The organism is Hymenobacter sp. 15J16-1T3B (assembly GCF_020711235.1).
GTDB lineage: Bacteria > Bacteroidota > Bacteroidia > Cytophagales > Hymenobacteraceae > Solirubrum.
On the sequence record NZ_JAJFAV010000002.1, the window covers coordinates 239,519 to 262,417 of the forward strand.

Consider the following 22,899-nt stretch of genomic DNA (forward strand, 5'->3'; position numbering starts at 1 on the left):
GGTGCTTTTCGTTCATTACTTGGCCGGATTGAGTTTCTGGAATAGGTGAACCGCGCGCACGGTGCGCAGCAGCAGTGCCCGCAGGTGATAAGCGTCGTGGGCGCTGAGCAGGCCCACAACGTCTTCGGCTTTGATGCTACACAAGGCCAGCACGGCTTGTTGTTCTGCTTGGGATGAGGGGCGCAGCATCTTATTCAGCTCCCGACGCTGGATAAAGCGCGTCAGCGCCAGCACGCCCCGGCGGCGGGCGAGCATCCGCCAGGTCCGGTCGCTCCAACTCCGCTCGGGAGTAGGTTGCTTCTTGCGGCGCTTCATTTCTTCGGCGTGGGTTTGCGGCGTGAGGCGGAGAGTGGCTTCGGCTTGGTGGCCTTCACCAGCTTCAGCCCCCGCGTGGCCAGGGCAGCGTTGAAGAACGTGAGAGCCGCCCCACGCAGAGCCGCCACTTGGTCGGCCAGCGGGGTCGGCGCCTTGCCCTGGGCTACATGCACGTCGTAGCCAAGGGCCTGCAGCTGCTGGGTGTAAAAGGAGATGATGCCTTTTGGCGCTTTCATATACCCAGCTGCTGTAATTCCTGGGCTACCTCCGGCGGTAGAGTCCATACCGACAATGCGCCTTTGCAGGGTATGGGCTTCGCTAATTCGCCCGACTTGCGCAGCTTCCACCCGTAGCGGCCGGAGGTGAAGTCGCCGCAGGCCAGCTCAACGGTCGGCAGGGTGCGTGGGACCAACGACGGCTTGCCTTGGCCGTCGGTCGGCGTTTCGACGAAGCGGTACGTGCCGAGTACCTCAACCGTGCCCAGCACCGCCCCGCGCGGCAATGTGTCGAACGTCAGGCCGTGTTGCGCCAGGATGACGCTGATGTGCGGGTCGGTTTCGGCTACCTCCCGAGCCCAGGCGGGCTTCCCGACGCTGGCGTGAATGGCCAGCGGCCCACGGTGCTTGGTGTCCCAGGATCGGGTTTCGTACTGCTTATAGCCCAGCATGATGAGCGTGGCGTAGGGCTGGATAAGGGAGAGAGCTTTCATAGTTTCCGGAGTTGACGGCCCAGCACCACGTGCCGGCCATGGGTTTCGAAATCGACCAGCATCGAGCCGTTGCGGCCCCGGATGCACTTGCCGCGGCTGTCGCGCACGGCTGAGCACACCGCGCCGCGCATCTCGGGCGCGGTGTGCTTATCACCTTGGTAGCGGTACTGGCTCATACCAGCAGGCCCTGCGCAACTTGCGGCCCTTGGGTAGCATCCTCGGACAAGGCGGCCAACTGGGCGCGCAGCTTCTCCAGGTGTGCATGCGTCAGCCCGTCCTGGTAAGCATCGTAGCCAAAGCTGTTTTCCGCCACGTTGATGGCAGCGAGCAGCCGTTCGCGCTCGGATGGGTTGGCCGGGCGGCTTACCAACACATCATCCAAGCGGGCACCGATGCGGCAGCCGTTGACTGCGTTCTGAGCTTCGTGAGCATCAATGCCCGCTTGGTCAAGTCGGCTGTGCACGTAGGTTTTAAACCGGCGCAGGTTTTGAACCTGGGCCCGCAGCGCTACTATTTCCTCTCGGTGCTTCTGGCGAATGGCCAGCGGCAGCAACTCCAGCACGTGCTCAAAACTGTAGGGTAGCGCGGGCTGGTCGTCCGTAGAGGCCACCGGGGCGGGGGCCTCCGAGGCTGCAGATTGAGTGCGCCAGATGCCGTGTTGTACGACGCGCAGCGTGCTGGCGTCGCAAAGCAGGCCAAACACTCGCTGCTGCATCAGCTGCGGCGGGGTGCCCGCCGGCAGGTTCATCAGCGTGGCGTATACATCGGCTATGCCGCCGATGCGGGCGTTGATTTCGACCAGTGAGAACTGGCGGGGTTTGCAGGGGGTGCACATAGCTGTAATTGGATTAGGACGCGAGAGAGAAAAGGGTGGTTTGAGTGCCGATGCGGGCTTGCCGGGCCAGCTGGGCCAAGTAGCGGCGGCGCACATCGAGGGCGTGGTCACAGCGGCCGGTAATAAGGGGCAGGTGCTCGGCCTGCAGCTCCATCAGCACCACGTCGAAGCCTTCCAGGAGGCCGGCTTTGCCCGTGGAACCCGAGCCGGCGAACGGGTCGACAATGCGGCCGCTGGGCGGGGTGATGAGCCGGCACAGCCAGCGCATGAGGCGCGTGGGCTTCACCGTCGGGTGGTGGTTGCCGTTGCGGGCCGGCCAGTCCGCCCGTTCCCGCTGGCCCATGGTGGCGTTGGAGCCGACGGCCGGGGCGTCGTAGCTAGGCAAACCTTCGTTGCGGTCGGCGCGGCTGGCCTTGGCGCAGTAGAAGAAGCGGGCGGCACTGCCGAGGTCGTCGCGCCGCTCCCGGGCTTGGTTGCGCATCTGGCCCCCGTCGTACACGTGCGGGCCCATCTTGCTGCTGCTGCTGGGCTCGGTCCCAAGCACCGCGGCCCGGGCTCCGGCTTCATCCGGGAAGCCGGCCAGCACTGCGGCGCTGCCGTCGTGCAGCAGGTTGGCGGGCCAGCGGCCATTGTCATGCGCTTCAAAGCCCGACGGAGCCATGCCATCACCGTAAACGCCTCCATGCCCGCGGCTTGACCGACCACCGGTTTTTGTAAACTCTCCGGGGTTCACCCGGCACGCATCAATGTGCAGCGCCCCGGTGCCCCACTTGGCGACGTTATCGGCCACGGTGAGACCCTTTTCCAGCGGCTTGCGGGCCAAAACGATGGGCTCATGCGCGGGCTTGAGGGCCGTGCCCCAGCCGTCCCAGTCGCCGGCCAGGTTCTTGGATTTGGGGAAGCCCGAGCCGTAGAGCCACATCAGCTGGTCGCGCAGCTCGAAGCCGGCGTCCTCGACGGCGCAGGCCATGCGGTGGTAGGTGCGGGCGTGGCTGAAGTTCACCAGGTGGGCGCCGGGCTTGAGCACGCGCAGGCATTCGGCCCAAAAGGCGGGGTCGTTGACGATGCCGGATCGGTCCCAGGCGCGGCCCATGAAGCCCAGCTCGTAGGGGCCGTCGGCCACGAGGCTGTCGAAATGGCTGTCGGGGTATTGCTGCAGGAGCTGGCGGGCGTTGCCGTGGTGGAGGGTGTAGCTTCCGCTAACCGCGTTAGATGCAGTCGACACGGACGACATTAGGCAGCTTCGCCCGTCTGGGCCGGTTGAGTGAAGGAAGGAATTGAATTGCGCAGCGCCCGGGTCAGCAGGCCCTGGTAGTGCAGGTGGCGCGTCAGTAGCGAGACTTCGCCGGCGCTGAGCTGCACGCCGTGGCCGGCGGCCTGAGCCGTCAGCAGCCCGCGCAGCACCTCTTCGGCGGTTTGGGCTTCGGCCGGGGCCGCCGCGGCGTCGGGGTGGTAAGGCAAGCCTCGGGCCTCCATCAGGCGCTCGATGTCGGCTTCCATCCGGGCCACGGCACCTTCGTCACCGAGGCCCTCCAGCAGTTGGGCGTAGCCGCGGCGCAGCACGTTGGCGTTGTCGGTGCGGCTCGGCAGGTCGAGCAGGGCGAACAACAGCGCGGCGGCCGTGAAGTCCTGCCCCAGAAACAGCAGCTCGTTGGTGCCGTGCATCGGCTCGCCCTCCTGCAGCCGGTCCATCTGCAGCACCAGCTGGTCGGCTTCGGCGCGCATCCGGTTGATGGCCTGCTTGCCCTTGAACTTGAACAGTTGGCCGTCGGCCGTGAAGCGCGTGGCCAGGGCCGCCACGGCTTCGAGCAGGGCAATGGTGCCCGCTACCCGCGCGCGGCGGGTGTAGGTGGAAATGTTCATAAGTCGGTGGATTATGCCCGCAGGTCGGGCGCGTCGTTGGGGAAGGTGAGCACGTTCATCAGGCCCCGGATGCGGGAGCGGACGCGGGTGCCGTAGATGGACTCGATGCCCGGGATGTTCTCGCCGTCGACCTGGTAATCGTCGAAGAGCAGGTTGGTGGTCAGGTGCACCGCGTGGCGGGGCATGCGCCCGGCGACAACGGCGTCATCGATACCGGAGAGGACGCCCGCCATGCAGTTGAACGGGTCGCCGCCCATGTGGCGGGCGTTCCAGTCTTCGGTGCCGAGGTCGTCGAAGCAATGGCCCATCCACTGCCGGTAGTTGTACATCGGCTCGTGCGCCGACGGGATGCGGTTGAGTTGTTTGAAGCGCCGCAGCGCCTCGCGGCCGCCTTTCTCGCGGGGCTGCATGTAGGTGCCGACCACGTCTTCGCAGGGCGTCACTTCGAAGGGCTGGCGCGGGTTGCCGGCGAACAAGGTCAGCAGGGTGGTTTTCCCGCAACCGACACCGCCGCGCAGCATGATGCCCTTTTCCAGGCTGCGGCCGTCTTTCTCGAAGCGTTTATCGCCGGCGAAGTAGAGGCAGAGCTGGTTCAGAATCCAGCGGTTGTAATCGGTCACCTCGTAGGGCTTGCCCAGGATGCGCTGGGCGGTAAGGTGGAACCACTGCCAGATTTCGTCGGCGGTGAATTCCTGCGGCTTGGCTGACTCGGCGAGGCGCCACCGGTACCACTGGCCCCAGGCGGCGTGGTACTTGGCTTGGCGGCCCTGCTGCAACAGCCAGTTGGCTTCCTGGTCCGTTAGGGGCAGTTCCATCCGGTCGTTTTCGCGGAAGTCCTGCGGCGCCGGAATGTCCCAGCCGGCTTTGTCAAGCCGCATCGCCTTCGAAATTGGGCTGGGCGCTGATGCGGAGGCGGTTGGTAGCCCGGATGCTTCCATTGCCGCCGTTAGTGTTGTTTCTGGCATTGGATTGCGTGGATTTGAGTGGGTAGAACCCCTCCCATTGCCGGGAGATGGATTGAGCGATGATGCGCAGGGCCCGGGCTTCGTCCTGGCCGGCCAGCTGGCTGAGCTCCAGCATGGCCTGCTGCTCGCTGATGTCGCCGCGGTAGGGCTTGCCGATTTCGTAGCGGAAAGCCCGCCACTTGCTCCAGGCCTCGCGGAAGCCGTCGGTTTTAAAGGGCAGGCTGAGCGCGGGGGAGTAAGCGGTGAAGTCGCGCTGCAGGTGGGCGGGGGGCGGGTCGGCCAGGGGGAGAAGGGGGGCGGCCGCAACGGGGGGAAGAGGGGGCGCGGGCGTCAGGTCGTCAACCTGGTCGAAATCCGGGCCCGCCGCTGGCTCGCCCGCCCGCTCGTTTGGAGAGCTTTCCGTTTCCCTTTGGGATACGCTAGTATCCTTTCCTTTTCCATTTCCCTTTGTGCACTTATCCGCAGGGAAATCCGGGGTTTTCTCGACGTTTTCCAGTGGATAACTTGGGTTTTCCGCCGGAAAACCCTCGGATATTCCTTTCCGGTCACGGTCCTTGCGTCGGCGGCCCGTCACCGCATCGATGCGCTTCTGCACGCTTTCGGAGGTCAGCACCTTGCGGGCTGTGAATTCTCCAGTGGAAAACAGGCCGATTTCCAGCATGGTATCCACGATTTTCCGGAAGTTTTCCGCTGGAAAACCCCACGTTTTCGGCAGCATTTTCCAGCGGAATTCATTCGACATATCCAGCTCGCCCGCCTCGGTCTGGTAGATGAGTTGCAGCAGTTTGATGTAGACGGCGAAGCCCTCCAAACCGTGCTCAGCTTCCAGCATGTCGATCTTGTCGTTCATGCGGGTGTTGAGGGGGAAGTACTCCAGCCCTACTTTTTTGGGGCGTGCCATAGCGGCGGTAATCAGGTGGTGGAGAAATTCAGAGCGTGCAGCTGGCGAGCTTGGCGCACTGATAATCCTGTCAGCTCAGGCAGGCTTTTGCGGCTCATGTGCATGGTGTAGCCGGTCTGTTGCTCCAATTCGACGTAGCGGGCATACAGCTCTGGATTGTGCAGCGCCCCGTTCCGCAAGTCGCTGGAGCTGCCGTAGATGCAGAAGCAGCAGCTCAGCCGCTCGTTACCCAGACCGTAGGCATGATGAGGAACAAGACCTGCAGCGTCTAATTGGGCGAATACTTCGGGGGTGAAGACGTTGTGGATAGGCAGCCAGTCATACCAGGTGCGGCGGGAGTTGGTCTGCTCTTCGTTCAAGGACCAAGGCAGCTCTTTAAACCGGCTCCAACTTTCCGAAGCCCGCAACCCCAGGCAGTTAACCACGGTGGTAAAGCCGGCTAGATTGGCGTAGCGGCGGGCCTCGCGGCGACAGGGACCCGTTTTCCAGTCCGACGTGCACCACCGCTGTCCATCGGAAGGCCACGGCGAGCAGTCGGGGCGCTTCGCGTGTTTCTCAGCCACCTTATCGAGCAGGCTGATTTCGCGGTGATGGTGAGCCAGAATGAACCGCACACCCGCCGCCGCAGCTTGGTCCCGGGCCAGTTCCAAGGCGCCGGGCCATTCCACATCCTTCAGCGGAGCGTGAATGCAGATCATCTGCCGGGCTGGGACCAACTTCTTGACGTGATGAAACATCAGCTGGCTGTCTTTCCCGCCACTGTGATTGATGACAAACAACGCCCCAGCTGCAACCAGCGCCGGTACGTCGGGCCCTGGATCGTGGAAGAAATCGAGCTGGGTGCGCAGGTTCATGCTACTACCCCCTTTCGCTGGTGGACGGCCAAGGCCTTTCGGAGCATTGCCGGGCTCAGGCTGCGCAGCAAGTCGAGTTGCTGCTGTTTCGCTTCTGGAATGCGCCCCTTTTTAACACGCCGCTGGGCGAAGTCTTCGGGCGAGGGGTCGAACAGTTGGCCCGCTGACACGCAGGTGTAGCTGCGGGGATGCAGAATCACGTACCACTGACTATTGAGACTCCAGTACACCCGGCCCCTCATCAGCCGACCGGTGCGGGAGTCGCGGAAGTACTTAATGCTACCGCACTCGATGTACTTCTTATCACGGTCCTGCGCGTTGCGGCTATGGTCGTAGTCCTTCATGCTGGCCTTCACGTCCGCCAGCGTTTCAACTCCGTGGTGGTGCCAGCTCTCTCGGTAGTACCGAAGCATTGCTTCCTCAGCCAGCACTGGTCGTTCTACGGCCTCATAACCGACGGAAACGTCCTTGGCAATCAGATCCCGAAGGCGTTGGCAAGTGTATTCAAAGCGCTTCTGGCAGAGGTAAGGCATCAAGTCGTACTTGTCGAAGTCGTACTTGCCACCGTTCGGGTTCTTAGCGTTGACGTTCTGGTAAAATTCAAACCAGATGCCGTTCCACTTAATCTCGATACCAACCTCCAAGTCGCGCCACTTACCGTAGCGGTGGTACTGCGAGAGCGTCGGAAACATCTTCTCGTAGTAAGGATCTTTGCCGACCGCAAAGCCGAGCTTCTTAAGCAGGTGCAGGCACTTCAGAAACAACGGACGGTGCGCCCACGTGAGCATTTTGAAGTCGTTGCCTGTCCGTTTGCAGTTAAACTGCAGCCACGCTGAACGCCGGCAGTAGCGCACGTTGGTTTCGGGGAGCTTATTCACTGTCCAGCTCCTTTCCGTTGAAAGTGCGGACAATACATTCAGCCGTCTCGTCGCCAGCATGGGCCAAGTCGCGCAAGTGCTGCTCCCGCAGCGGCTGTTTGGCTTGGTGTTGCGCGTACATTTCGTCTACCTGCTGGGTGATTTCCTCCAGCCCAGTAGATGGCAGCGGCTTTGCCTGCTCGACTTCCTCGAACATATCCAGCTGCCGGCCCTCGTCATTCCACTTGCCCGCGATATAAGCCTTCACCTCTTCGATGACGCGGTCCAGGTCGATGTTGAGCTCAGCCAGCCAGTCGTATTCGTTGCCAGTCGGGTTTTCCGGAATCAGCACCTCGTAAGGCGCAATCACGTTGAGCACCTTCTTGGTGCGCAGCTTTTTCTGGCCCACCAGCACCACCCCGCCGCTGCTCAGCGTGAAGCCGGTGCACCGGTAGGAGTGAAACTCGAAGGCCGTGTAGATGTCTTCCGACGCGAACAGCTGGCCCAGCGCGTAACCACTGAGGTACTCGTCACCTTGCTGAACCCCGTTAACCTGCTCGGTCATCAGGCAGCAGTGCACGGTCAGGCGGCTCATGGCCTTCACCAGGTCTTCGTGGGCCGGGCGGTAATAGCGGGCGGTATGCTCGCTGTAAGAGTCATTTTCAATACAGGTGTACTCGATGGTCAGCATGTGGTGCTTGTCCACCTTCACCTTGCTCAGGCGGATTTCGCGGACCGGCACGAGGCGCAGGTCGGGAAATTCGGTCTCGGTTTCCGTCGACATAGATCAGGAGTTAGACGGTGAAGAAATCAGGGCCTCGACAGCGTCGAGGTGGTATTGCGGTACCCAGGCGCCGATGAGGGCGCGGTCGGCTTCCTGTGCCTGCTCAGCGGCCTGCACGTAATCGACCAAGCAGTAGCGGCACCGGCAGCGGGCGAGGCCGCGAAATGCACGGGCAGCGCGCTGGCGCAGCACGCGGTGGGCATCCATGGCCCGATCCAATGCACCGCTCATGCGTGCCCCCGGCGGCGGGCCGGGCGTTTGGGTTGGGGCATAGCCGCGGCCTTCAGGGCATCGGCGTCGTTGCGGGCCTGCCAGTCGCGCAGCTCCGAGAGCCGGATGCGCTGGCCCCGTTCGTGCTCGGAGGTGCTGACCGTGCGCAGGCGGCGCGGGTGGCCTTCCGGCAGACCGGTGTAGGCCCGCACGGTGGCGGGCGCTACGTCGAGGTATTCGGCGGCGCGAGGCACCGAGTACTGCGGGTCGGCCACGTTGTCGCCCACCAGCTGCCGCGCCGCCGCTTCAATCAGCGGCTGAAGCAGCGGCATGGCGGCGGGTAGCAGGGCCTCCACAGGAATGGCAATGGTGGGCGTCGACATGGCGGTTAGGCTGCGGCGTTAACCGGTGCTTGCTGGCGCTTCTGGAGTTGCTGCGTCCAGTACATGATGTCATCCTGAGCGCACTGGTGGTCGTAGCCGGCGTGGTTGAAGCGCAGCTGCTGTTTGGCGCGCTCGGCCGGCGTCACCTTGTCGTGCTTCACGAGCCGCTTGATGTGCTCGACCTGCTCCACGGTGGCCGGCACGAAGGCGTAATTCTCCGCCGGCTCCGGCGCCGCGGCCGGCTCCTGCCCCTCTGGAGTGTAGGGGCGCCAATCCAAGGCCCCGGTCTCGGTGCGCCGCAGGAAGTAGGTGCGGTCGTCGCGCTGCATCTTGCCGAAGGTGAGGTCGGCTTTGCACTTGCAGCACTTGATGCTGACGTACTTGAATTTGTCCTGGGCCACGCGGGCCGTCAGGATCAGGTCGTCGGACTTGCAGAGCCCGCAGGCCGGCACGTCCGGAAAGGAGAGGCGCTCGGTTTCCAGCACGACTTCGTGCAGGTCGTTGCCCTGGCAGGTGAAGTCGTAGCGGCGGCGGCCGATGTGTTTGGTGATGGTCAGCTGCATATCAGTACCTTTGCAGTGAAATGAGTCGGGTTCTTAGCGGGACTTTGGTTCAGTTTCTCGGTGACAGCCAGGGGCGGCAACCCCTGGCTGTTCGCGTTTTAGTGGGTCAGGTAGAGCGCGGCGGCGAAGACCAGCAGCAGCCAGCCCAGCAAGCGGTTCAGGGCTACACTGGCGCGGTGGCGTTCAGCAGCCAGTTGCTCCTGCGGCGTTCGAAATGGCTTTTTCATGGCGGTAGGCCTCTAAGTGGGCGCGGGTGAAGGGGATGGAGGATTCGCGCTGGTTCAAGTGAATGGGACAGTACCAGTTGCCGTCGGTGCCTTGCGTGGTCGGTACCCCGACGCCGTGGCTCCCCTGCTCGCCACAGTACACGTGGGTGTGCCAGTGGCCCAGCCGCGTTGGCACGTTGGGGATGCGGCAGCAGCAGCGGCGTTCGGCCCGCAGCCGGGCCATGGAGTATTTCTCCAGGTTGTCGTACCACGCCCGGTCAAGGGCCAGTCGCTCCAGCGTCATCATGACCAGCGGACGTCGGAGGTGGTGAAGGTGTCGGCCAGCAGCTGCGGCGCAACGGCGGGCCGTTCGGCGCGGGGCGTGTTGACGATGGTTTCGGCATCCTGACGAGCCAGGCGCACTGCGCCGGCGCGGTGCTGGCTTTGGCAGTAGCAGGCCTCTCGGCCGTTGATGGAAGCGGTGGCGAGCCATTGGCGGCCGACGCGCTTGACGGAGACTCGGATGGTGGACGTCATAAGCTTAGCGGACTTTCATAGCGCCGGCTTCCTGCGCGGCTTTCAGGTTCAGCAGGTACTGGCCTTCGTCGGCCAGGTGCGGATTGGCCTCGACGGCTTCGAACACCTCGTATTCCAGCCAGGGGCGCGGGGCGCGCAGTGCTTTGTCGAGTGGAATCATGCCCATCAGCTGATTCCAGTCGCCCAGATGCACGTTGGGCTTGGCGTTGGCAATGAGTAGCATCAGGCGGCGCGCTGCAGCGCGGTTTGCGAAGCGTACATCGGAATCACCACGGCTTCGTGCACACGCTCCAGGGCCAGGCAGTGGGCCGAGTCGGTCACGTCGATTTCGGTGATGAAAGCGGGCAGGGGGACGAACAACACTTCGGTTTCCAGTGCCGTCGGGAAGCGCAAGGCTTCGCGGCCGGCGGAGGTGGTCTGGCGGCCCGGGACGTAGACGCGCACGGCGTAGGCCTCCTGGTTCACGCCGAAGCAGATGCAGTAGCCGAGCACGGGCAGCACCTGGCCCGCGCTGCGGTCTTCGCAGTTGCGGATGATGTGCAGCAGGTCGGAGTCGCGGAAGCCGAGGGCCGGGTCGTGTTTGTGGGCGCGGGCCCGCACATCAGCGAGCATCGGTACCAGTGGGGCAGGAGATAAGGACAGTTTCATCGGTAGGGTAGTTGGAGGCAGGAGAGAGGGCGCGGCAACGCCCGGTGAGCTAGGCAGCGGCGCGGCCTTGGCGGATTTCGATGAGACTGGCGTAGCGCGTGCGGGCCTGATCGGCGCCGTGGCTGCTGTAAGTGCGCACGAGCGGCAGTTCGGCCTGGCGCTCGGCGTCGGTGATGAGTTTGTCTTGCAGCAGGGCGCGCACGGCCTGTTTCTGCGAGTAGCGGGCGGGCCGGTCGGACCCGGTAGAGCGGTGCAGCATCTCGGTAGCTGGGGTTGAAGTGAAGAATGGGGTTAGGCGCCGGCGGCAACCGGCTGCAGTTGGGCGGCCTGCCACTCGGCAAAGCCATCGGGGTTGGTTTCGCGGGCCAACTGCTCGACAGCCGGCCAGTATTTGGAGCTGGTTTGCTCATAGTTCACCACCCCCGAAAGGGTGGCGCGCTGCGTGCAGCCGGTGCGCTCGGCAATGGTGCGCAGGAAGCCATCCGGCATCAGTTGCCGGATGCGCGGAGCCGCCGGGTTTTCGATGGTAGTGGGGGTAGGCATATCAGCGGGTGCCGTATCTTGGCGCTTGTTGTTGTTGTTGTTCCAAAGGTATACGCAAAAGCACACATGATGTATGCTTTTGCGGAATCTTTTTTCAGGCTTTTCCATGCCTTCTCCTGAAAACCCTATTAGTCAGCGCCTACAAGCGGTGATAGATCATTTCGAGAGCGGTGTGCAACGGCAATTTGCCTTGCAGGTCGGAGTGGCTCCTGGTCGCATTAGTGAGATTTTTGGGGAGCGGCAGAGCAAGCCAAGCGCTGAGCTATTGCAGAAAACTGCAAAAGCATATCCGCTTTTGCGGATAGAGTGGCTTTTGCTGGGCGAAGGGCCTATGCTGAAAAGCGAAAAGGCAGCCCCCTCGCCGGTCGAAGAAGCTGCCGCCACCAATAAAGTGGTGCCGCTCACGCAGCAGCAGCATATAGAAGAGCCGCGGCTGGTAGTGCCCGACCAAGCAGCCAACAAGGCCGCCATCATATTTAATGTGAAGGCAGCAGCAAACTACCTGTCGGGCTATGATTCTCAGGAGCCCGTCGAACAGGTCGACGTGCTGACCATGCCGCGTTTCATGCTCAAAGGCCAGCACCACGCGGTATTTCCCGTCATCGGCGACTCCATGGAGCCGACATTCTTGGCGAAGGACTACGTGGTATGCCGCTTTGTGCCGCCCCAGGATTGGGCCAGCATCAAGGACTTCGATGTGTGTGTCATTGTGAGCAAAACCCACGGCGTTCAGCTGAAGCGGCTGAAGGTCCGCCCGGCTGAGCACCTAATCCGCTGCCTCTCCGATAACCGCCGCCATCGGCGCTTTAACCTCGACTTTTCCGAGGTGGTCGAAATCTGGCGCTTCGAGTGGCGCATCACCGCCTCGGCCGAGAACATTACCGAGGATTTATTCAAGAAAGTCGACGCGTTGGAAGACAACGTCGAGGACCTTCGCGGCGCGTTGGAATCCATTATGTCCAGCGCCAACATTCTACGGGTATCTGCCGGCTCTAAAGACGAATAACATGGTACTGCTCTCCTTGCTGTTGCAAGTTTCAACCGACACCAGCGACACAGATTACAATCCCATTGCTGGGTTCCTGGCCTTGATGTTCGCAGGCCTGCTCTATTTTATTCCTGCTATAGTGGGGCGTACCCACCGCCAGGCTACCTCTATCTTCTTTTTGAACCTGCTGCTGGGTTGGTCGATCATCGGGTGGATTGGGGCCCTGATCTGGGCCCTGAGCAAGCCTGCGCCGTCCGTGCGGGTCGTAGCTGCCCCAGGGCCCCGCTCCAGCGTGGCCGACGAACTGCAGAAGCTGCAGGCCCTGCGCGAGGCGGGTACAATCACGGCTGTGGAATTTGAGCAACAAAAAGCCCGCCTGCTGTCATGAGCACCACCCTACCGCCGTTCGACCAGGTGGCTATGGACCGCCGCTTCGTCTGGGAAGTGCAACGCCTGCTCGACGAAGGCGTCATCAGCTCTTTTCGGGAGCTGGCCGCCAAGATGGAAGTAAACCCGTCGCTGCTGAGCCTCATCGAACGCGGCACCAACCATGCCAACCAGCGCCTGCTCTACGAACTGCACCGGCATTGCCCAGTTGCCAATGTGCCTTGGGTGCTGCTCGGTGAAGCGGCCACGGGGCGCCCGGAGCCGGCGGGTTGGCCGAAGCGCCAGCGGGGCCGGCCATGGCCGCAAAAGGCCGTGGAACATGCCGAAGCCCGACCAAAAGCATGACCATCTAAGGTTGTGGCTATGCTTAGTATTGACAAACAGGCAGTTGATGTAAAAAAGGCGCACCCAGGAGGGAGCGCACAACTGTGATACCCGCCGTAACTGGCGGGTATTCGCGTTTAAAGGGCATAGGATAAGATTTAGATTGAGGGTCATACTGGTAAGCAGCAACCTAACCAGTACAAGACGCCGAATGCAACGTTTGCCCCTCCACCGGCGCAAAATCAACGTCAGCTTCTTCTCCCGCCTCGCGGCCATCAATAAAGCTGGCTATTGCCCCGCACGCATCACGGTGCGCTGGCACAACCAAGAACTGCTCCTCGACACTGGGGAGCATGTCCTGCCTGAAAAGACGGGCAAGAAAGGCAAAGCCGTACCGCTGTGGGGCAAGGTTACATGGCGTGTCACGCGCAAGTTGGATCGGCGGTACGCTGTTCATTTATCCGAATAGCGAGCAAGGAACAACCGCAAAGGCCCCAGACCAATTTTGAGTTGGGGTTACTAACTAGCAACTTATCCCACGGGCAATTGCTTCGGACGGCATATTGACGAAAACGCGCTTCTCGAAGAGTATGGTTTGAGGTGAAAACGGCCAAGGCGCCAGCTGTTTGTGTTAGATCTTTCCTTCGGACCTATTGGACATTCATCAAGCGCGTCTAGCTGTGTGTATCAAGCCCACTTTTACCAATATCAGGTTAGGCCATGTGTACTCTGAATAGTATGCAAGCTTTCTAAACCGTCCAGGAAACCACAAGCTCAATTGCGAGCTTATCTCTGTGGAATAAGTTATACAGACATACAGCCGTATAAATTTTCGGACGAGACAGCGTCGTCCCTGGCCCGTGTACATCCCCGCTTAGCCTGCCCAAGCAATGTGGCTTACCATCCCTTGCTCTTCGGTGTTGACTGCCAGCAATTGATTGCACAGCTCTCCCGCTAAGTAGATGCAATAATCAAAGGTGGCAAACTGGTCCGCGTCGGGGCGGGGGCCGCCCCTTACTAAATTCCTTCAGCTGTGCTGGGGTCATCTCGTCAAAATAGGGCACAGTTCATTCGTTCGGCGGTCGGTAGAACGGCAAGAGGCGCCAAAAGCGCAACCAACAGCCAGAATAGTGAGACCATCAGGTTCCGCTAAGCGGTCATTTGAGTTGAAAAGAAACAGCCCGGCAGCATCATGCTGCCGGGCTGTTTCAGCAAGTTTTGAACGTTGACTACTGGATAACAAGCTTGGTGGAGCGGCCTTGTACCCGCACTGCGTAAATGCCGAGGGGCAAATGCCCCGGCAACGTGAGAACTAGGGCGCCGGTGGCGGGCATGATGCCGGTGGCCACCACCCGACCGACTGCGTCGAGCAGTTGCACGGACTGCCCCGGCGTGCCGCCGCTCACGTGCACCGCTTGCCGCGCCGGGTTGGGCCACACGCGCAGCTGCAGTTCTTCACCCGACACTAGTACCGCCTGCACCGCACTCAGCTGCGCCGCGCCGTTGGTATCCACCTGGCGCAGGCGGTAGTAGAACAGCGGTACGCCGTAACGCAGCAGGCCCGCGTCGGTGAACTGGTAGTCGTGAGCGGAGCTGCTGGTGCCCTGCCCGGCCACCGAGCCCACGCGTTGAAACGTCTGCCCGTCGGGGGAGGCTTCTACTTCAAAGTGGTCGTTGTTCAGCTCCTGGGCCGTGGTCCAGCGCAGCCACGCGTCCTGGCCGCGGCGCTCGGCCGTAAAGCGCAGCAGCTCCACCGGCAGCGGCGAGGAGCCGAAGGTGCCGATAACGGCTTGGCTGAACGAGGTCACCGGGAAGGCCACCGTGCCCGCCGCGGCGTCGACGCTGCTGGCCGCAATGGGCGCGTCGAAGGCGCCGTCGCCGTTGCTGTCGCGCTTGAACAGGCGCAGGTTGGCGGGCGAAGCCGCGTCGGCGGGACTGAGGTCGTTGGGGCCCAATGTGAACGTGACGGTGGCGGCGAAGCTGGTGAAGCTGTAGCGGTCGACAATCCAGTAGGCCGGGGTGTAGGTGCCCTTCAGGCTGGCATTGGCGGGCTGGGTGCCCAGCGGCGCCCCGTCGATGCGGCTGACCACCACTTCGTAGGGCGCGCTGCCGGCGGCGCTGAAATTGATGGCCGCGTTGGCCGCGGCGAAGTTGTAGGCGCCGGCGCCGGTGACGGTCTGGCTGGCGCTGCGGCCGTAGCCCACCGGCGCCGTGCTGCTGACCACCGTCGCGCCCACGATGGGCGCGGCCCCGCCCCGTACCGCGTCGAAGGCCAGGTTGACGGGGGCGTTGAACTGCAGGTAGGCCAGCAGGCCGGTTTCGGTGCCTTCCAACGTGAGGTGGCGCAGCTGGCGGATTTCGGCCTGGCTCAGTGCCCGGTTCCAGAAACTGACTTCGTCGAGGCTGCCGGGGAAGTAATTGGTGGCGGGGCTGGCGCTGAGGTTGCCGATGCAGAACTGCGTGGGGTTGACCGGCACACTGGTGGTACTCAGGCTGCCCAGCAGGCTGCCGTTGTGGTAGATGAGCAGCTGGCTGCCGTCGAAGGTCACCACTACGTAACTCCACTGCCCCGAGGTGAGCGTGCCCGCGGGCGTAGTAACGCTGCGAATGGTGCTGCCCGTGCCGAAGCCGGCTTCGATGCGGCCGTCGGCCCCCACGCCCAGGTAGGGCCCGGCGCTGTTGCCCGTGCCGTTGCCCAGCACCCCGTAGAAGCCGGTGCCCGTACCAAAGCTTGGCTTCAGCCACACGGCCTGGGTGTACTGCCCGCCCAGGGTCACCGGGTTGTTGCCCAGGTTGACGTAGCCGGGTGTGGTGCCGCCGGTGCCGCGTAGGGCGTACCCGGCCGTAGGGTCGGCATTGACGACGGTGCGGCTGCCGACCGGACTGCCGACGGTGGGCGCGTAGGCCGTGCCGCCCACGGTCAGGCTGGTCAGCTCCGCGTCGAGCAGCAGGCCGGGGGCGGCGCCGTCGGACACGTCGTACACCAGCCAGAAGTAGTTCAGGCCCGCGCTCAGCGGTTGGCTGCCGGTGATGGTGAAGGCGCCATCGGGCCCGCTCACGGCCGTGCCGAATGGTGTGGTGGTGCTCAGGGCGCTGCTGCTGCCGGTGTAGTACACGCGGGCCGCCGTCAGGCAGGCGGCGGCGTTGGAGGAGCCGGTCGTGGCGAAGCCCAAGGACTGCAAGCTCAGCGGCAGGTCGGGCCCGCCACCAATGGTCACGGCCACGCGCAGGATTTCCTGGTTGCTGCGGCCGGCCACCACGCGGTCGAGGTTGGGCTGCTCGGCGGTGCTGCTGGTGTAAGTGGCTGGGTTGAGCACCGTGAAGGAGTTGGTGTTGCTGCTAGCACTGAGGGCGTAGCCGCTGAGCTGGGCCCGGGCGTACACCGTGTGCGCGCCGAAAGCAAGGGTAGCGGCCGGTGAAAAGCTCCAACTGCCGCCGGCGTCGGCCGTAGTGCTGCCCGCGTTGCTGCCGTCGACGTACACCGTGACGGTGCTACCCACCGGGGCCGTGCCCGCGTAGCTGGGAATGGCAGTGGTCAGGCTGGCACCGTTGGCCGGGGTGCTGAGCACTGGCGCGTCGGTGGGGTCGAGCACGGTGAAGCTGCGGGAAGTGGTGCAGTTATTATAGTCCGTTACCTGCGCGGTGTAAGTGCCGGCCGTCAGCCCCGATACCGACGCGCTGGTGGAGCTGAGCGTAGCGGCCGGGACGGAGGTGCGCGTCCAGCGGTACTGAAACGGTGACCTGCCCCCCGAGGCGCTGGCCGAGGCCGAGCCGTCGGCGCCGCCCGCCGTGCTGGGGTTGGTGGCCGTCACGTTCAGGTTGAGCGGCAGCGGGGCCACCATGCCGACGAGTTTGGTCACCGTGCAGCCCTTGGCGTCGGTCACCAGCACGGAGTATTGGCTGGGCCCCGACAGATTGCTGATGGTGTTCGTGTTGTAGCCGGTAGGATGACCCGGCGACCATTGGTAGGTGTAGGGCGACGTCCCCCCGCTGGGCGTCACCTGCACCCAGCCATCGGAGGAGTAGGAGCACGCGGGGTTGACTTGGTACAGGCTGGCCGTCAGCGCCGCCGGCTGGCCGATGTTGAACTGCTTGGAGGCGCTGCAGCCCTTGGTATCAGTGACAGTGACCGTGTATGTGCCGGCCGGCCGGCCGGAAGCCGTGGCGCCGGTGCCCCCGGCGGGCGACCAGCTGTAGAAGTAGGGTGCGGTGCCCCCGCTGACCGTTACCGTGGCCGAGCCATCACTCCCGCCGTTGCAGCTGGTGTTGGTCGCGGTGCCGGTCAGGGCCAGGGCCGCTGGCTGGGTGATGGTGACCGTAGCCGTGGCCGAGGCGCCGGCGGCGTCGTACACCGTTGCGTAGTACGTGCCCGCGGGCAGGCTGGTGGCGTTGGCGCCGCTTCCCCCGAAAGGCGCCCAACTGTAGAAGTAGGGCACGGTGCCGCCGCTAGCCGTTACCGTAGCCGAGCCGTTGGAGCCGCCGTTGCAGCTCACGTTGGTTTGGGCCGAAATGGTGGCTGCCAGCGGCGCAAAGTGTCGGGGGGGAGCCGCTGCGGCCGGCCGGGCAGTGGCGGCTGATAAGCCGCTCATGCCTAGTTCGGCGAAGAGCAGGACTCCCAGCAGGAAGGCCCGGAGTGGGGTCAAAAAGCCAATCGTACGTGGCATTGAAGTAGCGTGAAAAACGAAGAGAAATGGTGCACCGGGCGCGGGCAGCAGCCACAGCGCCCGGTGCGTGGGTAGGGAAAGTGGCCCGGAGGCTTATTCGACCACTAGCCGCAGTACCTGCGCGCCGCTGCGCACCAGGTTCACGCCGGTAGCCCGGCCGGCAAGCTCAGCGCGGACCGGCCCTTGGCCGTCGTGGTCGACTTGGCGCAGACGGTAGTATACCTGCCCGGCGTCGGTGAAAGCGTAGCTATGGGCGACAGTACTGTTGCCTGGCCCGCTACCCGCCCTACCGGGCGGAAGGTCTGCCCGTCGGCGGAGGCTTCTACTTCAAAATGGTCGTTGTTCAGCTCCTGGGCCGTGGTCCAGTGCAGCAGCGCGTCGTCCCCTTGGCGCCCGGCCGTGAAACTGGTCAGCTCCACTGGCAGCGGCATGGTGCCGCCGTTGAGGTAGAACTCCGAGAAGTGGTCGGGCACCGGGGCTTCGACCACAAACCAGTTGCCGCCGCTCAGGGAGCTGGCCACCGTGGGCGTGAGCAGGCGCACCTGCGTGGGCGCGGTGTTGTCGCCGAAGCTGCAGTTCTCGTTGTTGCCTGCGTATTGGGTCAGGCGCAGCTGCGTGAGGCTGGTGGCGTCGTTCAAGTCGCCGTCGTTGGCGGCCACGAAGCGGTTCCACTCGCTTAGCAAGCCGTAGAAGCGCACGTCCACGCTCTGGCCGGCAAACGCGTTATCGGCCGTCAGGTGCCAGTTGCGGTCGAGGTACTCGGTGCCGCGGGCGTCGGTGCGCACGGCGGCCAGCTGCGCCTGGGTAAACTCCGCCGCCACCGTGCCCAGGGCATTGCGCCGGTCGTTGAGGGCGGCTACCAACTGGCCGTTATCGGCCAACAGCCACTGCCACTGGCCCGAGCCGGTGCTGTTGACGGGCACCGTGGTGAGGCACTGGTTGAGGATACCGTTATGGATCTGTAGCACCGTGAAGGCCGCCGCCGGAGTGCCCGAGCCCGAGGCCGTCGTCACGCTGACGGGGCCGGTGGTGGCGCCCACGGGCACCACGGCCGTGATGGGCGACGTGTTCAGCCCGTTGTTGAGCTGTATCCACACCGGAGCCGTGCGCGACACGGCTAAGCTATTGTACGCCGGCGACATGCCGAGGATACTGGCCGGCGTCTGTCCGGCCGCGGGGTAATGGGTGAGCAGGCCCGCAGCCACGGCCAGCCGCCGGGCCCAGCGGCTACCCCGCCGAAGCAGCCCATTGGGCTCGGAAGCCAGGGCAGCCGAGGCCAGCCTCCGCCCCGAAGGAAGTAAAGAATTTACGTGCATAGTGGAGATGGGGAGAGCGTGCTGCAGGCGCTACCCAGGCTGGGGGAGGGCGCGCCACTGGGCCGGGTCAGGCGAAGCAAAAGCCGCCGACCCAAATGCCGAATAACGCCGCAAGCGGTGCTTGCGGGCCAACACAAAGCTATTTTGCCACCCCTATATAGAGCTGGTAAATTCCTGCCATACTTCGGGGATTTCCTGCCAATTGCATCATATCAAGCGGCAAACCGGCAGACGCCCGCCGGCTTGGAGCGGCAGGCGAGCGTAGCAACCAAAGCCGAACCACCACGATTAAGCCGACAGCAAATCGTAAGCGCGCAGGCCGAAGTGCCGGTGGAAGACGCGGGCGAAATAGGACGCGTCGTCGAAGCCAACAGCGGCAGCTACTTCATCGACCGAGGGCAGCGCCTTGGTGAGCAGCAATTGATGCGCCCGCTCCAAGCGCAGCTGCCGCAGGTAGGCCGCCGGCGGTTGCCCCGTCAGCTGGTGCAGGCGCCGGTAGAGGGTTCGTTCGCTCAGCCCCGCCGCGGCGGCCCACGCGGCCACCCCGAAGACGGACCGGTGCAAGGACAGTGCGGCCAGCTCCCGGAGCCGACGCAGGGCTTCGGCGTCGGGCGGGTCGTGGGGATGGGACACGGGGCGCTTCATACGCGCGGCGCCCCGGAATGACTGCGGAAAGACGCCGGTCCAAAACTCTGGCGGGCGGCTGGTAGCCGGCTAGTAATTATCTGCCATTCTTAGCGACAGCGCTGCCAAGCACGGCGCTCAAAGGTGGGCCTAGCGTCCTTCCTCCACTACTTGGCTTCGGCTGGCTGGCGCAGGTAGTCGGAGGCGCGCTTGCCGTAGTGCTTGAGAAACACCTTAGCAAAGTAGGCCGGGTCTTCGAACCCGACGGCGTAGGCCACTTCGGCCACGGTGGGCAGGGCGCGTCTTTCCAGCAGCTGCCGGCCGTGCTCCAGGCGTAGCTGCCGTAGATAGGTTGCCGGTGTGAGGCCTGTCAGCTCCTTGAGCTTGCGGTACAGAGTCCGTTCGCTCATGGCCAGCTGGTCCAGCCACTGCTCCACGCCGAAAGCAGAGTCGGCCAGTGAGGTGCGGGCAAGCGTTTCCAGCTTGCGAAGCAACAGTTGGTCGGCGTCGGGCAGCGCTGCTGGCGGCGAGGCCAAGGTAGCCATCGGCTGCAGAGCCTCAACGGTGGATTCGTCGCCAGCCCCAGCTACAGCCGAACCCCGTTCAGCGGCATAACGCCGCCGCTCGTGGTAGTTGCCAAGCAAGTTGTGCACCCGGGCCAGCAGCTCGCGGGGCGCAAATGGCTTTTGCAGGTAGTCGTCCACGCCCGTTTCCAGCGCCTCGAAGCGGTGCCGCGCGTCGGAGCGGGCTGTTACCATCAGGAAGGGGACCCTTTGCGTTCGGGGGCGAGCTTTCAAGGACTGCAGCAGCTCGGTGCCGCTGAGCCGGGGCATCATTTCGTCGGAGCAGATCAGGTCGACGGGCGTGGTGGCCAGCAGATCCAGGGCGCGCTGCCCGTCTTCGGCTTCGAGTACGGCGTAGTGCGGCTCTAAAATTTGGCGCAGGAAGGCCCGTAGGTCGACGTTGTCTTCCACCACCAGCACGCGTGCCGGTTGCCCGGCCGAGGCCGCATCGGGTTCGGCCTCCGCGTCCGGCGCGAGTTCCCCGGACTCGGCGGCCGGGAGCACCTCGGGTATTGGTTCGGCGCGCAAAACCAGGGTAAACGTGCAACCCTGGCCCGGCGTGCTGGTCAGCGTCAGAGTACCACCCATGAGCGCGGCCAGTTCGCGGCTTAGCGCCAGCCCAATGCCGGTGCCGCCCTGAGCCTGGCGTTGCGGGCTCTGGTAAAAGCGCTCGAACACCTTCTGTTGCTCCTCGGGAGCAATGCCCGGGCCGGTGTCGCGTACGCTCAAATGCCAGGTATGGTCTGCACCCGCCGCCACCGTTAACGTGACCCGGCCACCCGCCGGGGTAAACTTCAGGGCATTGGAGAGAAAGTTGCTCACTATCTGCTCCAGTTTTTCCACGTCCAAGGCGAGGGTGAGGTCCGCGGGCAGGTCGGTTTCGTAGGTGAGGCTGAGCTGCCGGTACTCGGCCAATGCTTCAAAGGACGCCAGTAGCTGCTGCCCGAACAGCGCCAGGCGCACCGGCCCGGGGTTTAGCTGCAGGCGCCCGGCTTCGAGCTTGGCTAAGTCCAGAAGGCTGTCGACCAGGTACTGCAGGCGCTGCCCGTTGCGACGGCTCAGTGCCAGCTGGGCGCGGGCAGCGGGCGGCAGCGCGTCGGGTTGCTGCAGCAGGTGCTCCACCGGTCCTACCACCAGAGTCAGCGGGGTTCGTAGCTCGTGCGAGACGTTGGAAAAAAACTGGCTTTTCAGCTCGTCTAGTGCCGCCAGGCGCCCGTTTAGGCGGCGTGTGTGGCGCAGGGCCAAGCCCACGGCCAGCAGCAGCAAGCCGAGTAAGCCCACCGCTAGCCACCCCAGCTGCGTTTGCCGCCGCTGCTGCTGCGCCGAAGCCTGTAGCCGCTGGATGGCCAGGGCCTGCTCGCGGGTGCGAAACCGGGTTTGCATAGCCGTAAGAATGGAATACTGCTGGTCGGCACGCAGCGTATCATCTAGCCTCTCAAACCTTTCGGCGAAGCGGAAGGCTTGGGCGTAGTTACTACTGCCAGCGTAGGCTTGGCGCAACAGGTGGTACGTCTCGCGCAACTCCACCAAGTTGCGAGCCTGCCGCTCCGCGGTGGCCAGAGGCTCTAGCACCGCGGCGGCGGCCGCGGGTTCGTCCAGCTGCAGCAAGGCCCGGCCCAGGAGCTTGCGGGCGCGATGCTGTTGCGCCGGCACTGTCAGCGAGGCAAACGTGGCCTGCGCCTCTTGCACGTACTGCCGCCACGCCGGCTGGTGTTGCTGCCGGGCCCACTGCGCCAACAGCAGCTGCCGTTGCAGGGTGAGCGGGTAGTAATCGGACTGCTGCCGGGCCGCAGGGCTTTCCAGTGTCGCCACCCGGGTTAGCGCAAGCTGCATGTCGTCGAGGGCGCGGCGGGCTGAGTCGGGCTGATGGGCCTGCAGGTAAGCTTGCGCCTGATAGCCGTGCAGGGCCGCCGGCACGGCCGCAAGCAGGCTGTGCCAGGGAGCAGCTTGTTGCTGGCGCGCGGCGTGGCGCAGGCCTTCCCGCGCGAGGGCTTGCAGCTGCTCTGGGCGGTGCAAGCGGCCCAGCACGTCGTGGCCGTAACCTAATACATCGGCAAAATCGATAGGGGCCCGCACTGGGTCGGTGCCGCGCATGCGGCGGGCCGCCTGCAGGGCATGGGTGTAATAGACCCAGGCCTGCGCGTCGTTGCCCTGGTCTTCGTAGGCTTCCCCAACAAGGCATTCGGCCCAGCGCAGCCCGGCTTGGTTGCCCGTGAGCTGGTAGCAGCGCCGGGCTTGCTCGGTCAGGTGCAGGGCCTCGCTGATTTGCCCGCGCCGCCGGTACAGCAGGCTGGCGTTGGCGCTGCGGCTGGCCAGCAGCTCGGGCAACAGTACCTCGCTGCCGTCGACGCGCTTGATCGGCTGGGGATTGTGCAAGTTGTAGCCGGAGTGCTCGATGAGTTGGAGCGCCCCAGCGTAATAAACCAATACGCTGTCCAAGGCCGAGCCGGCCCAATGAAAGGAACCCAACTCGTAGAGGACATCGGCGACTTCCAGCGGGTATTGCTGGCGCAGGGGCTGGCCCGCCCCCCGGGCGCGGTGCAGGTAGTGATAAGCCGAGTCGCGGTTGGCTAGGCGCTGATAGTTTAGCGCAAGCCGGCGAAATACAAAAAAACGGGCGGCGCCATCCTGGTTCCAGGCCGCCCGATGCTGATGCAAGGCGGCATTTTCGGCCGTGCGCAGGGAGTCCTTACGCTTTTCTGGGCCTAGCTGAACCAAGACCTGCTCCAGCGGGGCCTTTGCAGGCGCCGCCAGCGCCCACGATACCAGCCAGCTCAAGCCAAGCATTAGGGCATAACACTTGGCTTTGCCGGTGGGTGCCATCCTCTGTAGTTGCGTAAAAATCAGACTGGCAGCCACC

29 protein-coding genes are annotated in these 22,899 nt (G+C 64.0%); 4 read left to right on the top strand and 25 right to left on the bottom strand.

All coding sequences use genetic code 11. From position 1 onward, the window contains the following. Positions 1 to 15: 15 nt before the first annotated feature. The 21 genes from LJ737_RS04320 to LJ737_RS04415 all read right to left on the bottom strand — a co-directional run bounded on the left by LJ737_RS04320 (position 16) and on the right by LJ737_RS04415 (position 11,173). A complete protein-coding gene (locus LJ737_RS04320; RefSeq protein WP_227763251.1) occupies positions 16 to 315 on the bottom strand; it encodes a hypothetical protein in 300 nt (99 codons plus the stop codon). Then, on the bottom strand, positions 312 to 551 hold the full coding sequence (locus LJ737_RS04325) for a hypothetical protein (RefSeq protein ID WP_227763253.1): 240 nt from the start codon (positions 549 to 551) through the stop codon (positions 312 to 314). Before LJ737_RS04325 ends, LJ737_RS04320 begins: the two co-directional genes overlap by 4 nt. Further along, positions 548 to 1,024, bottom strand: a complete 477-nt coding sequence (locus LJ737_RS04330) for an ASCH domain-containing protein (protein ID WP_227763257.1) — start codon at positions 1,022 to 1,024, stop codon at positions 548 to 550. Before LJ737_RS04330 ends, LJ737_RS04325 begins: the two co-directional genes overlap by 4 nt. Beyond that, entirely contained in the window at positions 1,021 to 1,200 is a 180-nt protein-coding gene (locus tag LJ737_RS04335) for a hypothetical protein (RefSeq protein WP_227763259.1), read from the bottom strand. Before LJ737_RS04335 ends, LJ737_RS04330 begins: the two co-directional genes overlap by 4 nt. Next, positions 1,197 to 1,859 (bottom strand): hypothetical protein, encoded by a 663-nt coding sequence (locus LJ737_RS04340; protein WP_227763260.1) that lies wholly within the window; start codon positions 1,857 to 1,859, stop codon positions 1,197 to 1,199. The genes LJ737_RS04335 and LJ737_RS04340 overlap by 4 nt, the downstream gene beginning before the upstream one ends. A 13-nt stretch (positions 1,860 to 1,872) precedes the next feature. Beyond that, positions 1,873 to 3,084, bottom strand: coding sequence for a DNA methyltransferase (locus LJ737_RS04345; RefSeq protein ID WP_227763261.1), 1,212 nt, complete (start codon positions 3,082 to 3,084; stop codon positions 1,873 to 1,875). Between the two features lie 8 nt (positions 3,085 to 3,092). Beyond that, on the bottom strand, positions 3,093 to 3,722 hold the full coding sequence (locus LJ737_RS04350; protein WP_227763262.1) for a hypothetical protein: 630 nt from the start codon (positions 3,720 to 3,722) through the stop codon (positions 3,093 to 3,095). 11 nt (positions 3,723 to 3,733) lie between these two features. Beyond that, positions 3,734 to 4,600, bottom strand: a complete 867-nt coding sequence (locus LJ737_RS04355; RefSeq protein ID WP_227763263.1) for a P-loop NTPase family protein — start codon at positions 4,598 to 4,600, stop codon at positions 3,734 to 3,736. Further along, complete coding sequence (locus tag LJ737_RS04360) at positions 4,590 to 5,588, bottom strand: DUF4373 domain-containing protein (RefSeq protein ID WP_227763264.1); 999 nt, start codon at positions 5,586 to 5,588, stop codon at positions 4,590 to 4,592. The genes LJ737_RS04355 and LJ737_RS04360 overlap by 11 nt, the downstream gene beginning before the upstream one ends. Positions 5,589 to 5,599: 11 nt before the next feature. Next, positions 5,600 to 6,442: a phosphoadenosine phosphosulfate reductase domain-containing protein gene (locus tag LJ737_RS04365; RefSeq protein WP_227763265.1), complete on the bottom strand. Its 843-nt coding sequence runs from the start codon at positions 6,440 to 6,442 to the stop codon at positions 5,600 to 5,602. After that, the gene (locus LJ737_RS04370; RefSeq protein WP_227763267.1) at positions 6,439 to 7,320 is read right to left on the bottom strand and encodes a hypothetical protein; all 882 of its coding nucleotides are present in this window, start codon (positions 7,318 to 7,320) and stop codon (positions 6,439 to 6,441) included. Before LJ737_RS04370 ends, LJ737_RS04365 begins: the two co-directional genes overlap by 4 nt. Next, positions 7,313 to 8,083: a hypothetical protein gene (locus LJ737_RS04375; protein WP_227763269.1), complete on the bottom strand. Its 771-nt coding sequence runs from the start codon at positions 8,081 to 8,083 to the stop codon at positions 7,313 to 7,315. The genes LJ737_RS04370 and LJ737_RS04375 overlap by 8 nt, the downstream gene beginning before the upstream one ends. Positions 8,084 to 8,310: 227 nt before the next feature. After that, positions 8,311 to 8,676: a hypothetical protein gene (locus tag LJ737_RS04380; RefSeq protein ID WP_227763270.1), complete on the bottom strand. Its 366-nt coding sequence runs from the start codon at positions 8,674 to 8,676 to the stop codon at positions 8,311 to 8,313. A gap of 5 nt (positions 8,677 to 8,681) precedes the next feature. Then, the gene (locus LJ737_RS04385) at positions 8,682 to 9,239 is read right to left on the bottom strand and encodes a hypothetical protein (RefSeq protein ID WP_227763271.1); all 558 of its coding nucleotides are present in this window, start codon (positions 9,237 to 9,239) and stop codon (positions 8,682 to 8,684) included. A 98-nt stretch (positions 9,240 to 9,337) separates the two neighbouring features. Then, on the bottom strand, positions 9,338 to 9,466 hold the full coding sequence (locus LJ737_RS26870) for a hypothetical protein (RefSeq protein ID WP_262907829.1): 129 nt from the start codon (positions 9,464 to 9,466) through the stop codon (positions 9,338 to 9,340). Then, positions 9,423 to 9,752 (bottom strand): hypothetical protein, encoded by a 330-nt coding sequence (locus LJ737_RS04390; RefSeq protein WP_227763272.1) that lies wholly within the window; start codon positions 9,750 to 9,752, stop codon positions 9,423 to 9,425. Before LJ737_RS04390 ends, LJ737_RS26870 begins: the two co-directional genes overlap by 44 nt. Further along, entirely contained in the window at positions 9,749 to 9,982 is a 234-nt protein-coding gene (locus LJ737_RS04395; RefSeq protein ID WP_227763273.1) for a hypothetical protein, read from the bottom strand. The genes LJ737_RS04390 and LJ737_RS04395 overlap by 4 nt, the downstream gene beginning before the upstream one ends. A gap of 4 nt (positions 9,983 to 9,986) precedes the next feature. Next, a complete protein-coding gene (locus LJ737_RS04400; RefSeq protein WP_227763274.1) occupies positions 9,987 to 10,205 on the bottom strand; it encodes a hypothetical protein in 219 nt (72 codons plus the stop codon). Further along, a complete protein-coding gene (locus LJ737_RS04405; protein ID WP_227763275.1) occupies positions 10,205 to 10,630 on the bottom strand; it encodes a hypothetical protein in 426 nt (141 codons plus the stop codon). The genes LJ737_RS04400 and LJ737_RS04405 overlap by 1 nt, the downstream gene beginning before the upstream one ends. A gap of 49 nt (positions 10,631 to 10,679) precedes the next feature. Next, positions 10,680 to 10,889, bottom strand: coding sequence for a hypothetical protein (locus tag LJ737_RS04410; protein WP_227763276.1), 210 nt, complete (start codon positions 10,887 to 10,889; stop codon positions 10,680 to 10,682). 32 nt (positions 10,890 to 10,921) lie between these two features. Next, positions 10,922 to 11,173 carry a hypothetical protein gene (locus tag LJ737_RS04415; protein ID WP_227763278.1) on the bottom strand — a complete coding sequence of 84 codons (252 nt, stop codon included), beginning with the start codon at positions 11,171 to 11,173 and terminating at the stop codon, positions 10,922 to 10,924. Between the two features lie 106 nt (positions 11,174 to 11,279). On the opposite strand from LJ737_RS04415, the gene LJ737_RS04420 reads away from it, so the two are divergent. From LJ737_RS04420 to LJ737_RS04435, 4 genes are all read left to right on the top strand, one after another. Then, the gene (locus tag LJ737_RS04420; protein WP_227763279.1) at positions 11,280 to 12,179 is read left to right on the top strand and encodes an XRE family transcriptional regulator; all 900 of its coding nucleotides are present in this window, start codon (positions 11,280 to 11,282) and stop codon (positions 12,177 to 12,179) included. A 1-nt stretch (position 12,180) separates the two neighbouring features. Further along, complete coding sequence (locus LJ737_RS04425; protein ID WP_227763280.1) at positions 12,181 to 12,549, top strand: superinfection immunity protein; 369 nt, start codon at positions 12,181 to 12,183, stop codon at positions 12,547 to 12,549. After that, on the top strand, positions 12,546 to 12,893 hold the full coding sequence (locus LJ737_RS04430; protein WP_227763281.1) for a hypothetical protein: 348 nt from the start codon (positions 12,546 to 12,548) through the stop codon (positions 12,891 to 12,893). The genes LJ737_RS04425 and LJ737_RS04430 overlap by 4 nt, the downstream gene beginning before the upstream one ends. Before the next feature lie 190 nt (positions 12,894 to 13,083). Then, a complete protein-coding gene (locus tag LJ737_RS04435) occupies positions 13,084 to 13,341 on the top strand; it encodes a hypothetical protein (RefSeq protein WP_227763282.1) in 258 nt (85 codons plus the stop codon). A gap of 760 nt (positions 13,342 to 14,101) precedes the next feature. On the opposite strand, the gene LJ737_RS04440 is transcribed toward LJ737_RS04435, so the two are convergent. From LJ737_RS04440 to LJ737_RS04455, 4 genes are all read right to left on the bottom strand, one after another. After that, positions 14,102 to 17,536 carry a LamG-like jellyroll fold domain-containing protein gene (locus LJ737_RS04440; protein WP_227763283.1) on the bottom strand — a complete coding sequence of 1,145 codons (3,435 nt, stop codon included), beginning with the start codon at positions 17,534 to 17,536 and terminating at the stop codon, positions 14,102 to 14,104. 140 nt (positions 17,537 to 17,676) lie between these two features. After that, positions 17,677 to 18,852 (bottom strand): hypothetical protein, encoded by a 1,176-nt coding sequence (locus LJ737_RS04445; RefSeq protein ID WP_227763284.1) that lies wholly within the window; start codon positions 18,850 to 18,852, stop codon positions 17,677 to 17,679. 288 nt (positions 18,853 to 19,140) lie between these two features. Beyond that, a complete protein-coding gene (locus tag LJ737_RS04450; protein ID WP_227763285.1) occupies positions 19,141 to 19,497 on the bottom strand; it encodes a helix-turn-helix domain-containing protein in 357 nt (118 codons plus the stop codon). 146 nt (positions 19,498 to 19,643) lie between these two features. Then, complete coding sequence (locus LJ737_RS04455) at positions 19,644 to 22,826, bottom strand: ATP-binding protein (RefSeq protein WP_227763287.1); 3,183 nt, start codon at positions 22,824 to 22,826, stop codon at positions 19,644 to 19,646. Between the last annotated feature and the right edge of the window lie 73 nt (positions 22,827 to 22,899).